Source organism: Glaciihabitans tibetensis, from assembly GCF_003003265.1.
GTDB classification, from domain to species: Bacteria; Actinomycetota; Actinomycetes; order Actinomycetales; family Microbacteriaceae; genus Glaciihabitans; species Glaciihabitans tibetensis.
Map to the genome: position 1 here is coordinate 33,982 of NZ_PVTL01000001.1, position 14,206 is coordinate 48,187.

A 14,206-nucleotide genomic window follows, 5' to 3' on the forward strand; every position below is an offset into this window, starting at 1 on the left:
ACCGATCGGCACCAATCCCAACCACCACCTCGACCGCACCACCCCGACAGCACCAAGGAGGAAGCACCGATGAATCACAGCAAACGTATTCTTCTCAGCGCCGCGAGCATGGCCGCGGCGACCGCGATCATTCTCAGCGGCTGCAGCAGCGACACCGAGAGCGGCGACGCCGACAGCGCCGACAGCGGTCTGACCTCGGTCACGCTGCAGCTGCAGTGGGTCGCCCAGGCACAGTTCGCCGGGTACTACGCCGCCGTCGATCAGGGCTACTACGAAGACGAGGGCCTCGACGTCACCATCGCCGAGGGCGGAGGGGACATCGTTCCCATCGACGCGCTCGCGTCCGGCGACGCGGACTACGCGATCTCCTGGGTGCCGAAGGTGCTCGGGTCGATCGAACAGGGCACCAACGTCACAAACGTCGCGCAGATCTTCGAGCGCAGCGGAACCACGCAGATCTCGTTCAAGGATGCCGGCATCGAATCCGCGGCCGACCTCGACGGCAAGAATGTGGGCAGCTGGGGTTACGGCAACGAGTGGGAGCTCTTCGCGGGAATGCAGCAGGCCGGTGTCGACACCACCGATGGCATCACGCTGGTGCAGCAGGCGTTCGATATGAACGGTTTCCTCGCGGGCGACATCGACGCGGCCCAGGCGATGACGTACAACGAGTACGCGCAGGTGCTTGAGACGGTGAACCCCGAAACGGGCGAGCTGTATACGGCGGATGACCTCAACGTCATCGACTGGAACGAGGAGGGCACCGCGATGCTCCAGGACGCAATCTGGGCCGACACCGAGAAGCTCGAGGACGACGAAGACTACGCCGCGCAGACCGTGGCGTTTATCAAAGCCTCGATCAAGGGCTGGGCGTATGTGCGCGACAACGCGGAGGAGTCAGCCACCATCGTGACGGCCGCCGGTTCCACCCTCGGTACCAGCCACCAGCTCTGGATGGCCAACGAGGTCAACAAGTTGATCTGGCCGTCCACCAACGGCGTGGGCGTCATCGACGAGAGCGCGTGGGCGCAGACCGTAGCCATCGCCCTCGACACGCAGAACGAGACCGGCACCACCATCATCACCGAGGAGCCGCCGGCCACCGCCTACTCGAACGAATACGTCGAACAGGCGATTGCCGAGCTTGAGGAAGAGGGAGTCGACGTGATGGGCACCGACTTTGCGGCTCTCACCGTCACCCTCGAAGAGGGTGGCAACTAGCCCGCCCGGGCTACACCAGAGCACCACCGAGTAATAGTGTGAGCGGAGGCCGGTGCGCCGGCCTCCGCTCACACGCGTGAAGGAAGAACCATGACCGACCCCGAGATGACCCGTCCTGACACGACTGACACTGCCCGGACCGACCCGGACCTGTCCGCAATAGATCACGTCACTGCCGCGGCCGTAGATGCGATCTCCACCGGCGACATCGCGACGGGAAGTGCCGCGTCTGTCGTCCACGCGCGCGGGGACAGGACTCGTGGTGAGCGCTCCGCGGCCGGCCCCGTAATCAGACCCGTAACCAGCCCCGCGGACGGGCAGCGCGCCTACGATCTCGATCGGGCCCACGTCTTCCACTCCTGGAGCGCCCAGGGTTCGCTCAACCCCTTCGTCATGGCTGGCGGGCTGGGAAGTACCATCTGGGACTTCGACGGCAACAGCTACCTCGACTTTTCCAGTCAGCTGGTCAACACCAACATCGGGCACCAACACCCGGCCGTTGTCGATGCCATCAAGGCCCAGGCCGACATTCTGACCACCGTTGCTCCCGCACACGCGAACCTCGCCCGGGGCGAGGCCGCCAGTCGCATCCTCGCGCTGGCAGGGCCGCGCTTTGGCAAGGTGTTCTTCACCAACGGCGGCGCCGACGCCAACGAGAATGCGATCCGCCTCGCCCGCCTGACCACCGGGCGCGACAAGGTGCTCTCCACCTACCGCAGCTACCACGGCAACACGGGCTCCGCGATTGTCGCCACGGGAGACTGGCGCCGGATCCCCAACGAGTACTCCCGCGGCCACGTGCACTTCTTTGGGCCGTTCGCCTACCGGTCGGAGTTCTGGTCGGATTCGCCTGAGCAGGAGTGTGAACGCGCGCTCATTCACCTCGAACGGGTCATCCAATCTGAAGGACCTGCCTCGATAGCGGCGCTGCTGCTCGAGACCATCCCCGGAACGGCCGGGGTGCTGGTGCCTCCGCGCGGCTACCTGCAGGGGGTGCGCGCCCTGGCTGACAAGTACGGCATCGTGCTGATCTTCGACGAGGTGATGTGCGGCTTTGGGCGTACGGGCAACTGGTTCGCGTTCCAGGGATTCGCGGGGGACGGCGAGGTCACTCCCGACCTCATCACGTTCGCCAAGGGCGTCAACTCCGGGTACGTTCCCACGGGAGGCGTCATCATCTCGGAATCGATCGCGAACGCATTCGAGGACCAGGTGTTCGCGGGCGGACTGACCTACTCCGGTCATCCGCTGGCGATGGCCTCGATCGTCGGGGCGCTGGACGCGATGGAGGCCGAGGGCATCGTCGACAACGCGGCCAGCATCGGGCGCGACCACCTTGCCCCGGGGCTCGCTGCCCTTGCCGCTAAGCACCCGCTGATCGGCGAGGTGCGAGGCGTGGGAGTCTTCTGGGCCCTCGACCTGGTCAGCGACCCAGACACGCGAGAGCCGCTCTCCGGAGCAGTCGTTGCCCAGCTGAAGAAAGAACTGCTGGCGCGCGGGCTGATGCCGTTCGTCGCCGACAACAGAATTCACGTCGTTCCCCCGTGTGTGGTGACGGCGGAGGAGGTCGCGGCGGCCCTGGAGATGTACGACGCCGCATTTACCGCCGTCGAAGCGGACCTTTAGAGAGAAGTTTTCCCCGGTTCGACCACAATGGCGGGCGGCGACGCTCATTGGCGCATAAGATAGACGGTTGTGTCACACTTCACCCCCACCCCCTTCACCGTCCCGGTGTTCGATCTTTTGCACCGGCCGGGCGAGATGCGCGAGCGCTCGCTCGACATCGTCGTCCCCGAGGGTTTCGGCAATGCCGTCATCGGTGTGAAGACCGGCGCGGAGATGCGCGTCGACGTGCGGCTGGAGTCGCTGCACGACGGCATTCTCGTCACCGGGAATGTCGACGTGGTGGCCGCCGGCGAATGCGTACGTTGCCTGATCGACGTCGAGGTTCCTCTCGAAGTCGATTTTGCGGAGCTTTTCGCGTATTCTGTGGACGAAGCTTTTGATTACACGGTTTCCGGCGAACATGTCGATCTAGAACCGTTGGTCAGGGATGCGGTCGTGTTGTCACTACCGTTTCAACCGGTCTGTCAGGAAGACTGCCTCGGCCTGTGCCCGCAGTGTGGGGTACGGCTTCTGGACAACCCGGGTCACAAGCACGAAGAACCCATCGATCCCCGATGGGCTGCACTTGCTGGACTCGATGGCCTGACCGAGGCCAACACCCAAGACGTCGATGGATCTGCGAGCAGTTCCACGGAAGAAAAGAGATAACCATGGCTGTACCGAAGCGCAAAATGTCCCGTGCAAGCACCCGTATGCGTCGCGCGCAGTGGAAGGCCACCGCGCCTACCCTCGTGAAGACCATTGAGGGCGGCAAGACGGTGTACAGCCTGCCTCACCGTGCGAAGGTCGTTGAGGACTCCACCGGAGCCCCCCTGTTCTTCGAGTACAAGGGCCGCAAGGTCGCGGACGTATAGTCCCCCAAGAACAAACGAGTCGGCCCGTGTCTGGTACTAACGCCAGCCGGGCCGATTTGGCGCGCGCTCTCGGTGTCGACGTCAGCCCCGCTCTTCTGGAGCAGGCGCTGACTCACCGCTCCTTTGCCTACGAGAACGGCGGCATCCCGCACAACGAACGCCTGGAATTTCTCGGCGATTCGATTCTCGGGCAGGCCGTGACCGTGATGCTGTACCGCGAGAACCCCACGCTTGACGAGGGTGACCTCGCCAAACGGCGGGCCAGCCTCGTCTCGACGCTGGCCCTGGCGGAGGTCGCACGCTCGATCGGCCTCGGTTCTCATATTCGCCTCGGACGGGGCGAGCTGCTCACCGGTGGCAACGACAAGTCGTCGATTCTCGCTGACACGGTCGAAGCCGTCATCGGCGCGGTCTACCTCGACGCTGGCGCCGACGACGCGACGGCCTTTGTGCTGCGCCTTATCCGCCCGCTGCTGGAGAACCCGGAACGTTTCGGAGCCGCGATGGATCCCAAAACGTCCCTGCAGGAACTGGCTGCGCGACTCGGTCGGGAAGCTCCCGTGTACACGCTCACCGACACCGGTCCCGATCACTCGAAGAAGTTTCGCGCGGTCGTCTCGCTCGATTCCGAGGACATCGCGTCGGGTGTGGGTTCGAGCAAAAAGCAGGCAGAGATGGCTGCGGCTCTCGAAGCCTGGACGCTGCTGCGCACCGCCGCCGAATCTGCAGTCGCGACCGCCGAGACCGGTGCGAGTCCCTCCCGGCCCGCCGCTGGCTCCTGAGCCGTGCCCGAGCTTCCCGAGGTTGAGGTTGTCCGTGCGGGGCTCGAGCCCGCCGTGACCGGTGCGGTCGTGGCATCCGTCACCGTATTCGACGAACGATCGCTGCGCCGCCACACCGGCCCCAGCGAGGACTTCGTCGAGCGGCTCGAAGGGTCGGAGTTCACCGGAGCCTCCCGCCGCGGCAAGTTCTTGTGGCTGCCCCTGGCCGGTGGCACCGAGGCCCTCGTTGTGCATCTCGGGATGAGTGGACAGGTGCTGCTGCGCGACCGCCAGTCCGACGACAGGCTCACCCGCATCCGCCTCGACGTGCGCCACCCCGTGCACGGAGACCTTCGCCTGAATTTTGTTGACCAGCGCATATTCGGGTCGATGGCGATCAACGAGCTTGAGGACACGGCGGATGTCGCGGGGCAGCGGATTCCCCGCCAAGTCGCACACATCGCCCGCGACCCGCTTGACCCGCACTTCAACGACGCGCAGTTCTTCGCCCAACTATCGCGACGCAACACCGGCATCAAGCGCGCGCTGCTCGACCAGGGGCTCATCAGCGGGATCGGCAACATCTACGCCGACGAGGCCCTGTGGGCGTCCCGCATCCACTACGACCAGTCGGCCGCAAGCCTCAGTCGCGCGCGCGCGCGAACCCTTCTCGCGGAGGTGCGCCTGGTGCTCGGCAAAGCGCTTGCCGAGGGCGGAACCAGCTTCGACGCCCAGTACGTCAACGTCAACGGCGCATCCGGCTACTTCTCCCACTCGCTGAACGCCTACGGGCGTCAGGGTCGGGAGTGCCCCCGCTGCGGCCGTCCCATCGTGCGGGAAAGTTTCATGAACCGAGGCTCTCACTTCTGCGCCTTCTGCCAGCGGTTGCGCTCGGCGTAGCGGTTGCGCTCGGTGTAGCGCTGCTTGTCGCGAACAGTTGCGCCCGGTGTAGCGGTGCCTGTCGCGAACGGTACTCGTCGCTGACTGGGTCGCGATCTGCCGCCTGCTATGTGCTGGGATTGCCGGTGCACGTCCGCCGAGCGGCCAGTCGCTGCCGCTTGCGAGCGCCGAGCGGCCAGTTGCTGCTGGTGTGCTTACGTCCACCGGCCAGTCGCGCACCGAGTTTGGCCCCGCGACGGCGTGTTGCTGTCCGTTCGATGCGGCGAAGATGGGGCGGATGTCGGCGCCTGTCCGTTCGGCGGATGGCTCCGAGATATCTCGCCGCCAGACTAGAAAATTGGTGCGAATCAGTGCGTTCGGCGTGTTTGTGCCGCGGGTGCTGCGGGTGCGTTCGGCACAGTCACGCGAGGTCAGTGCGTCGCGAGAACTTTGCGCCAGGCGCCGTCGTAGCCCACGGCGACAAAGCCGAGCGCCTCATTGACCCGCAGCATGTGCCGGTTCTCCTCCGCGTTGAACGTGGTCACGCTGGGGTAGCCGGGGTGCAACCGCTGCAGCTGCTGCAGGTTCGCCGCCTTGACCAGCATTCCCAGGCGGTGTCCTCGGTGTTCGCGAAGAACCAGGGTGTCCTCTTGCGCGACGGATCGGCCCCGATCGCCGGGAACGGACAGATCGGTGAACGCCACCAGCGTGCCGGTAGGGATGTACTCCGCGGCCGCCGTCAGCAGAGTGCGGGGGCTCGCCTCGGCGCGGTCGTCCTCCGCGCGCAAGCGGGCTGCATCCCAGGTGTCCTCGGTGATGTCGAGTCCGGCGGACGGCGCGTCGGTGCTCATCCGTTGGCTCATCACGGCGATGTCGTCGAGCCAGCGTTCTGGCGTGCGGCCCTGCCAGGTAATCACCCGGTAGTTCGGCCCGGCATGGTCGGAGGCGGCCCGCAGCTCGGCCTCCACCACTGTCAGATCCACCGGCAGCGCCAGCCGGCTGAACCTCTCCACCTGCTCGAGCGCGTAACCACGGTGCAGCGCGAACTGTGTGCCGGCACTGTGCAGCGGCATCGCGCCGAACCCGGTCGGGGACGGCAGCGTCTCGGCGTCGCCGCCCGCGGTGCCGATCCCCGCGCTTCCGATCCCCGCGCTGCCGATCCCCGCGCTGCCATCGGCGTCGCGCCCAACATCGGTACCAGCCACGGATTCGCCCAAGGGCTCGGCTCGGGACTCGGCCCGGGACTCGGCCCGGGACTCGACCAGGGATTCGGCCCGGGCGAGTTGGTACCCCTGCAGCACCCGGTAACCGCTCGCGAGGGCGACGGCTTCGATTCGGTCCAGCAGAGCGCCGCCGATGCCACGCCGCCGGAACTCCGGCAGCACATCGATGCTCGCCCAGGCCTCCGGCGCGGCGTCGTCCGCGATGGCCTCGTACACCGCCCTCCCGACGATCCGTTTGCCAACGCGTGCGACCACGAGACGGCGGGGTACATACGGATCGTGCCATTTCGGGAGCAGCTCAGTCGCGGCGAACGCGAGCTCGTAGGAGCCGATCTCGGCGGCCTCGACCGCGTTGCGCACGGCAAGGCTCTCGCGGAACGCGGCGGCGGCGGGATCCTCGCCCACACTCGCGTCATTCGACACGGCCGAAGGGGTGGGCACCTCGTCGATCACGAACTGCATCAGGTCTCCTCGCTGGCGCCATCCTCGCCGCACGTTCCGTTTCCAGTATGCGCTCCCGCGCGGCGCTGCCTCACGGGCAGATCACCCCTCCTCCGGTACCGTTGTGCCTGATGCGGCCGCGAGTCGTGCTATGGACGATGCCGGAAGGGAGTCGACGTGTACCTGAAAAGCCTCACGCTCAAGGGTTTCAAGTCGTTCGCCCAGCCCACAACTTTCGCCTTCGAACCCGGGGTGACCTGCGTGGTCGGCCCCAACGGGTCGGGTAAGAGCAACGTCGTCGACGCGCTCGCCTGGGTGATGGGCGAGCAGGGGGCCAAGACGCTCCGCGGCGGCAAGATGGAAGACGTCATCTTCGCGGGAACGTCTACCCGGGGCCCGCTCGGTCGCGCCGAAGTCATCCTCACCATCGACAACTCCGATGGTGCCCTGCCCATCGAGTACACCGAAGTCACCATCAGCCGCACGCTCTTTCGCAACGGCGGCAGCGAATACGCCATCAACGGCAAAAGCTGTCGCTTGCTTGATGTGCAGGAGCTTCTCAGCGACTCCGGCCTTGGGCGGGAAATGCACGTCATCGTGGGGCAGGGTCAACTCGACGCGGTGCTGCGGGCAAGCCCCGAAGAACGCCGCGGGTTCATCGAGGAAGCCGCCGGAATCCTCAAGCACCGCCGTCGCAAAGAGAAGACCCTGCGCAAGCTCGACGCGATGCAGGCGAACCTCACCCGGCTCAGCGACCTCGCCGGTGAGATCCGCCGCCAACTGAAGCCTCTCGGACATCAGGCAGAAATCGCCCGCGAAGCGCAGTCCATCGCCGCCATCGTGCGAGATGCGCGCGCCCGCCTGCTCGCCGACGACGTGGTTACGCTGCGCGAAAGCCTGACCAGGCACGGACGCAACGAGACCGAACGCAAGACCGAGCGGATCGTGTTGCAGGAACAGGTGGATGCCGCGAAGCTGCGAGCGGCGCGGATCGAACAGCTTCAGGTGGGCGACGCCGTCGATGCCGCCCGGCGCGTCGCGTTCGGACTCGAATCGGCGCAGGAACGGCTGCGCGGACTCTACAACCTGGCAAACCAGCGGCTGTCGTTGCTCGGATCCCAGCTCGACTCGTCCGCACTCACCCCCGGCGTCACCCAGCAGATGGTGGATGCTGCGCTCGACGAGGCCACCCGCCTCACCGCGGCGATTGCCGAGGCCGAGGCGGCGTGGCATCAGGCCCAGCGCGACACCGCCCTGGCGCGGGGCGATCTCGACGCGCTCGACGAAGAGATCTCTTTCCAGAGTTCGCTCATCTCTCGCCACGACCTCGAACTGTCGAAGCTCGGGGGGCAGGCCGACACGGCCGCGTCCCGCCTCGCCGCTGTGCGCGGCGAGGTGCTCCGGCAGCAGAATGCGCTCGACGCCGCCCGCGCCCGCCGCGATGCGGCCCACCAGGCGCTCGCGCTTGCGGAAGACGAGGCGGCACTCAACGAAGCCGTCGACACCGACCTCGACGCGCGGTATCAGGGAGCCCAGCAGCAGCTGGCGGCCGCGGAAACCGAAATCGACGCCCTGCGCGAGAGCCTGCACACCCTCGAACGGGAACGCGACGCCCTGGCCGCCCGGCGCGGCGCGCTCTCCAGCGCCCTGGACCAGAAGGACGGCTCGAGCGCTCTCGTGGCTGCGCGTCTCCACGGGATCCGCGGCCTCGTCGCCGAGCACATCCAGATCACGCCCGGCTACGAGGCCGCTATTGCCGCAGCGCTCGGCACCCTGTCGGACGCGGTCCTCGCCGACAGCCGTCAGGACGCCCTCGCGGCGCTCGCACACGCGTCCGCCGCGGAGATGGGTCGCATCGCCCTGGTGATCGGGCAATCCGAAGCCGCGATCGTGAACGCCGCCGTCCCCGGACTCGGCTCGTTTGACACGGTGGATTCGGCCGACACGGCGATCTCGGCCGCGCAGGTGGTGACCGCTCCCGACGGAATCCTGAGGGTGCTCGACCGGGTGATCATTGCGGAAGACCACGAAACCGCGGCCCGTGTCTGGGCTTCGTTGACTCCGGACCAGAGTGACATCACGGTCATCACCAGATCGGGGGACGTCACCAGCCGCCACGTCCTGCGCGGCGGTTCCGGTGCCAGACGCTCCCGGCTCGAGCTCGTCGCCGACCGGGACGCGGCGGTCGACCGCCTCGCGACGGTCGCCAGCCTGATCGAGGATGCTCGTTTTGCGCTCGCGGAACAGCGGGCGACCGTGCAGGCCGCGAAGCAGCAGTCGACCGAGACGCTGTCGGCTCTGCGCGAATATGACTCGCAGCTCGCGGCGCAGTCCGAACGGCTCAACCGTGCGCGTGCGCAGGCGGAGTCCGCCGAGGCGGAAGCACAGCGCCTCGAGCGCGGCCTTGCGCTGGCCACCGAGTCGGTCGCCGGGGCGGTGGCTGCCGCAGAGAAGGCCCGCGCCGAGCTTGACGTGGTGCGTTCTCGTCCCCGGCCGATGCTCGACGCGAGTGCCCGGAATGGATTATCAGCTGAGGTGGATGCCGCGCGCGAACGCGAAATCGAAGCGCGACTCCGAGTGGAGACCGCACGCGAGCGCGTTCGGGCGCAGCAACTTCAGGCGGCGCAGCTCGGTCGTCAGCGCGAAGCCGAGCGAGCCGCCGCCGACGAGGCCGCGCGTCGCGCAGTGATCCGCCGGCGCCAGGTGACCGCGGCCGAACGGGTCATCGCAGCGCTGCCCGCGGTGCTCGACGCCGTGGACCGCTCCGTCACCGAGGCGCGTGTGCAGCTGGCCGCGCGCGAGGCGGAACGCAGCCACCAGAACGAGGAGTTGGCGGCTCTCCGTCGCACGGAGTCCGAACTGCGCGAACGCCTTCACGGGGTGAGCGAGTCGGTACACGGCCTGGAGATGCAGATCTACGAGAAGAAACTGCAGCTGACCACCCTGCTAGAGCGTGCCGCGGCCGAGTTGGGGCTGGTGGAAGAGGTGCTGGTCGCGGAGTACGGCCCCGGGCTGCTGGTGCCTGCCGATATGGCGGACCCCGCGACATCCGCCGTGCCAAAAATATCATCCGACGGCGCCGACGAGCCGACCGAGGAGAGCGGCAGGCCGTACGTGCGCGCCGAGCAGGAAAGCCGCCTGGCGAAGGCCGAACGCAAGATGTCCCAGCTCGGACGGGTAAACCCGCTGGCACTCGAGGAGTTCGCCGCTCTCGAGCAGCGCCACCAGTTCCTCACGGAGCAGCTCACCGACCTGACCAACACCCGGCGCGACCTGCTGACCATCATCGACGAGATCGACGAGAAGATGCAGCTCATCTTCTCGAGCGCGTTCACCGACACCCAGGAAGCATTCGGCCGCGTCTTCCCCGTGCTGTTCCCGGGCGGAACCGGCAGCATCTTCCTGACAAACCCGGACGACCCGCTCACCACGGGCATCGAGGTGACGGTGAAGCCGGCGGGAAAGAAGATCGAGCGGCTGTCGTTGCTGTCCGGTGGTGAGCGCTCGCTTGCCGCGGTTGCGCTGCTCATCGCGATCTTCAAGGCGCGCCCGAGCCCGTTCTACATCATGGACGAGGTCGAGGCGGCGCTCGACGACGCGAACCTGGGGCGACTGCTCACCATCTTCGAAGACCTGCGCGAGAATTCACAACTCATCGTGATCACCCACCAGAAGCGCACCATGGAGATCGCCGACGCACTCTACGGGGTGTCGATGCGCGCGGACGGAATCAGCGCGGTGGTCGGCCAACGCGTAGCGCAGCCCGAGCAGCGCGCGAGCTGAGGCTAGGCGCTGCGGTTCTCCAGAGCCACGACCGGCTCGTGCCCGACGGATTGGTCCTCGACGGCCTCGGCCACAGCCGGCTCGTACTCGACCGCCTCGGCCTCAACGGGCTCGTCGTTGACGGTGAGAACGCGCCACTCGGCGCCCACGCGCTCGAAGGTCGCGACCGAGCCGTTGCGGATGGAGTCGAACGGCCGGCCGGCGAGCGACGCGAGCGTGTAGCGGATCAGCGAGCCATGGCAGACGATGATGACGTTCTTCGAGCCGTACTCGCTCGCGATCTTGTCGAGAGCGACCTTCGCGCGCGCGATCACCGAATCGAGGCTTTCGAGCCCGGGGTACTGGTGATCAGGCCAGCGTTCGGCGATGATCTCCGCGGTCGCGCCCTCGCCGTCGCCGTAGTGCCGCTCGATGAGCTCGTCGTAGCTCGGGCCCAGCTCGATACCGAGGCCGGCCGCGATGATCTCGGCGGTCTCCCGCGCGCGGGACAGCGGCGAACTCACGATCGCGTCCCACCGGGTGCCGGCGAGGACCTCAATGGCGTCGGTGGCTTGTTGACGTCCGAAGTCGTTGAGCGGGATGTCCGAGGAGCCCTGCAGGCGGTCGTCGCGGTTCCAGTTGGTCTGGCCATGTCGTATAAAGGCAAAGGTCACGCTTCTATCCTGCCCGCTCCGCGCCCGCTTCTGCGCCACGGCCATCAGAACAGGCGCTTGCTCCCCTCGGTTATCACCCGCAGCCAGCGGTAGCCGTACCCCTCCAGCGTGAAACTCACCGCGCCATCCGCCGAGATCGCGGTCGTTCCCTCGGCGAGAAGGTCGATCAGCTTGTCCGAGGAACCCAGATCTTCCAGTGCGAGCTCGACGGTCGTCGGTTCTGCACTCAGATTATGCAGCGCGATCATCCGACCCTCCGCATCACAAACGCTGTGGGCGAGCACCGCCGGGTTGGCCTGCTCCAACAGCGAGAAGTCCCCCCAGCCGATCTCGGCAGAGACCCGATAACGTTCGATGAGAAGGCGGATGAATCGCAGCAGAGAGTCGGGCTCGTGCCGCTGATCGACAGCGTTGACATGCTCGGGCGCGAAGCCCCCGGTCACCATGGGAGCGGTGAGCCGAGAGGGGCGAGCGTTCGAAAAGCCCCCGTTGGCGCCGGACGTCCACTGCATGGGGGTGCGAACCGACTTGCGGTCGCCGACGGCGAGGTTCTCGCCCATTCCAATCTCCTCGCCATAAAACAGCACCGGCGTGCCGGGAAGCGAGAACATCAGGCTGTACACCATCCGGATGCGGCGGGGGTCGCCACCCAGCATCGGCGGGAGGCGACGGATAAGTCCGCGTCCATAGATCTGCATCGACTCCTCCGCACCGAACGCCGCGAAAACCTCTTCGCGCTCGTCGTCGCTGAGCTTGTCGAGGGTCAGCTCGTCGTGGTTACGCACGAAGTTGGCCCACTGGGACTCAATCGCGATTGGCGGGCGAGCCGCCAGCGACTCGGCCAGGGGGCGGGCGTCCGACCGGGCCAGCGAGAGGTACATCTTCTGCATCGACATGAAGTCGAACTGCATGGTGAGCGCGTCCGCAGCGTCGCCACCGAAGTACTCGATCTGCTCCTGGTGCGGCAGATTGACCTCGCCGAGCAGGATCGCCTCGCCACTGCGGCGTCCGAGAAACGCGCGAAGGTCACGCAGAAAGCGTTGCGGGTCGTTGAGCTTGTCGTCGCTTCCCTCGGTGCCGCTGGTGTCCAGAAAGAACGGCACGGCATCGACCCGAAACCCCGACACCCCGAGCTGCAGCCAGAATCCCATGATCTTCGCGACCTCGTCACGCACGGCGGGATTGACCACGTTCAGGTCGGGCTGGTGCTTGTAAAAGCTGTGCAGGTAATACTGCTCCGTTTTCTCGTCGTACTCCCAGACGCTGGATTCCTCGCCGGGGAAGACTGTCGGGGCCTGGTCCTTGGGCGGTTCGTCCCGCCACACGTAGAAGTCGCGGTACGGCGAGGTGCGGCTGGAACGGGAGGACACAAACCACGGGTGCTTGTCAGAGGTGTGGTTCACCACGAGGTCGATGATGACGCGCATGCCCCGATCGCGCGCGGTGCGAATGAACTCCACGACGTCGCCAAGGTGCCCGAGGCGGGGATCGACTCCGTAGAAGTCGCTGATGTCATAGCCGTCGTCCCGACCGGGGGATGTGTAGAAGGGCATCAGCCACAGGCAGGTGACGCCGAGGTCGGCGAGGTAGTCGAGGCGGTGGGCGAGGCCGGCAAAGTCGCCCACCCCGTCGTCGTTCCAGTCCATAAAGGTCTCGACGTCGAGGCAGTAGAAGACGGCTGATTTCCACCAGAGGTCGCTGGTGTCCGTGATCCTCACTGGGACACGCCCTCGGTTGCGGGTGCGCGGAGTGCGGACGCGGCATCCGCCTTCTTCGAGGGAGATAGCGACGGAAGCACCTGCTCGCCGAAGACGTCGAGGAAGGCCGACTGCTCGCGCCCCACGTGGTGCAGGTACACCTCGTCGACGCCGACTTCGATCAGTTCGGACAGCCACTGCGCATGCTTGGCGGGGTCGGATGACACGAGCACCGAGTCACGCATCGCCTCCGGCGGCACATGCTTTGCGGCCTCATCAAACGCCTCGGGGGTGTCGAGATCCCAGCAGATGGGCGGCGCGAACACGTTGGTACGCCACTGGTCGTGGGCGATTGCGAGCGCCTCGTCCTCCGTCGCCGCGTAGCTGACGTGCACCTGAAGCGCCACGGAACCCAGCCCGCCGGCGTCACGGTACGCGCCGATCACCCGCTTGAGCGTGTCGATGGGCTGCGCGATGGTCGCGAGACCGTCCGCCCAGCCCGCGACCCACCCCGCCGTGGCCTCACTGACGGCGGCTCCGATCAACGCGGGCGGCGTCTTCGGCAGCGTCCAGAGCTTCGCCCGGTCGACCGTGACCAGGCCGTCGTGGCTGACCTCCTCGCCGGCGAGCAGCGCACGGATGACATCGACGCATTCGCGCAAACGGGCGTTGCGAATATCTTTGCGCGGCCAACCGCCACCGGTGATGTGCTCGTTGGCGTTCTCGCCCGAACCCAGGGCAACCCAGAATCGGCCCTCGTACATGGCCGAGAGCGTTGCGGCGGCCTGGGCGATGATCGCGGGATGGTAGCGCTGTCCGGGTGCATTCACCACGCCGAACGGCAGGCTTGTCGACTGCAGTGCAGCCCCCAGCCATGACCAGGCGAATGCGGACTCACCCTGCCGCTCGCTCCACGGCGCGAAGTGATCGGAGCACATGGCGGCGGTAAATCCCACCTCCTCCGCGTGCTGCACCGCGCGCAGCAGCTCTGACGGATGGACCTGCTCGTGGGAGGAATGAAAGCCAACAACTGTCATGCCTCGAGCGTATTGTCGGGACCTGAGGAAG

Annotated in this window: 11 protein-coding genes; 7 read left to right on the forward strand and 4 right to left on the reverse strand. The window is 66.7% G+C overall.

What is annotated here, in order from left to right; genetic code table 11:
* Positions 1–69 precede the first annotated feature (69 nt).
* From B0I08_RS00160 to mutM, 6 genes are all read left to right on the forward strand, one after another.
* Entirely contained in the window at positions 70–1,221 is a 1,152-nt protein-coding gene (locus B0I08_RS00160) for an ABC transporter substrate-binding protein (RefSeq protein ID WP_106208659.1), read from the forward strand.
* A 90-nt stretch (positions 1,222–1,311) separates the two neighbouring features.
* Positions 1,312–2,847 (forward strand): aspartate aminotransferase family protein, encoded by a 1,536-nt coding sequence (locus tag B0I08_RS00165; protein WP_245884408.1) that lies wholly within the window; start codon positions 1,312–1,314, stop codon positions 2,845–2,847.
* Between the two features lie 69 nt (positions 2,848–2,916).
* Positions 2,917–3,495 (forward strand): YceD family protein, encoded by a 579-nt coding sequence (locus B0I08_RS00170; protein ID WP_106208661.1) that lies wholly within the window; start codon positions 2,917–2,919, stop codon positions 3,493–3,495.
* 2 nt (positions 3,496–3,497) lie between these two features.
* Positions 3,498–3,701, forward strand: a complete 204-nt coding sequence (gene rpmF, locus B0I08_RS00175) for a 50S ribosomal protein L32 (RefSeq protein WP_106208663.1) — start codon at positions 3,498–3,500, stop codon at positions 3,699–3,701.
* Positions 3,702–3,727: 26 nt separating this feature from the next.
* On the forward strand, positions 3,728–4,483 hold the full coding sequence (gene rnc / locus B0I08_RS00180; RefSeq protein ID WP_106208665.1) for a ribonuclease III: 756 nt from the start codon (positions 3,728–3,730) through the stop codon (positions 4,481–4,483).
* Positions 4,484–4,486: 3 nt separating this feature from the next.
* Positions 4,487–5,362: a bifunctional DNA-formamidopyrimidine glycosylase/DNA-(apurinic or apyrimidinic site) lyase gene (mutM, locus tag B0I08_RS00185; RefSeq protein WP_106208666.1), complete on the forward strand. Its 876-nt coding sequence runs from the start codon at positions 4,487–4,489 to the stop codon at positions 5,360–5,362.
* A gap of 410 nt (positions 5,363–5,772) precedes the next feature.
* On the opposite strand, the gene B0I08_RS00190 is transcribed toward mutM, so the two are convergent.
* Positions 5,773–7,026, reverse strand: a complete 1,254-nt coding sequence (locus B0I08_RS00190) for a GNAT family N-acetyltransferase (RefSeq protein WP_106208667.1) — start codon at positions 7,024–7,026, stop codon at positions 5,773–5,775.
* A 156-nt stretch (positions 7,027–7,182) separates the two neighbouring features.
* On the opposite strand from B0I08_RS00190, the gene smc reads away from it, so the two are divergent.
* Entirely contained in the window at positions 7,183–10,788 is a 3,606-nt protein-coding gene (smc, locus tag B0I08_RS00195) for a chromosome segregation protein SMC (RefSeq protein ID WP_106208668.1), read from the forward strand.
* A 2-nt stretch (positions 10,789–10,790) separates the two neighbouring features.
* Here the strand turns inward: smc and B0I08_RS00200 are convergent, their stop codons facing one another.
* From B0I08_RS00200 to B0I08_RS00210, 3 genes are read right to left on the reverse strand one after another with little or no spacing between them, the layout of a single operon-like run.
* Positions 10,791–11,441, reverse strand: a complete 651-nt coding sequence (locus tag B0I08_RS00200) for a histidine phosphatase family protein (protein ID WP_245884409.1) — start codon at positions 11,439–11,441, stop codon at positions 10,791–10,793.
* A gap of 44 nt (positions 11,442–11,485) precedes the next feature.
* Positions 11,486–13,159, reverse strand: a complete 1,674-nt coding sequence (locus B0I08_RS00205; protein ID WP_106208672.1) for an alpha-amylase family protein — start codon at positions 13,157–13,159, stop codon at positions 11,486–11,488.
* Positions 13,156–14,175, reverse strand: a complete 1,020-nt coding sequence (locus B0I08_RS00210; protein ID WP_106208674.1) for a TIGR03885 family FMN-dependent LLM class oxidoreductase — start codon at positions 14,173–14,175, stop codon at positions 13,156–13,158. The genes B0I08_RS00205 and B0I08_RS00210 overlap by 4 nt, the downstream gene beginning before the upstream one ends.
* Positions 14,176–14,206: the final 31 nt, after the last annotated feature.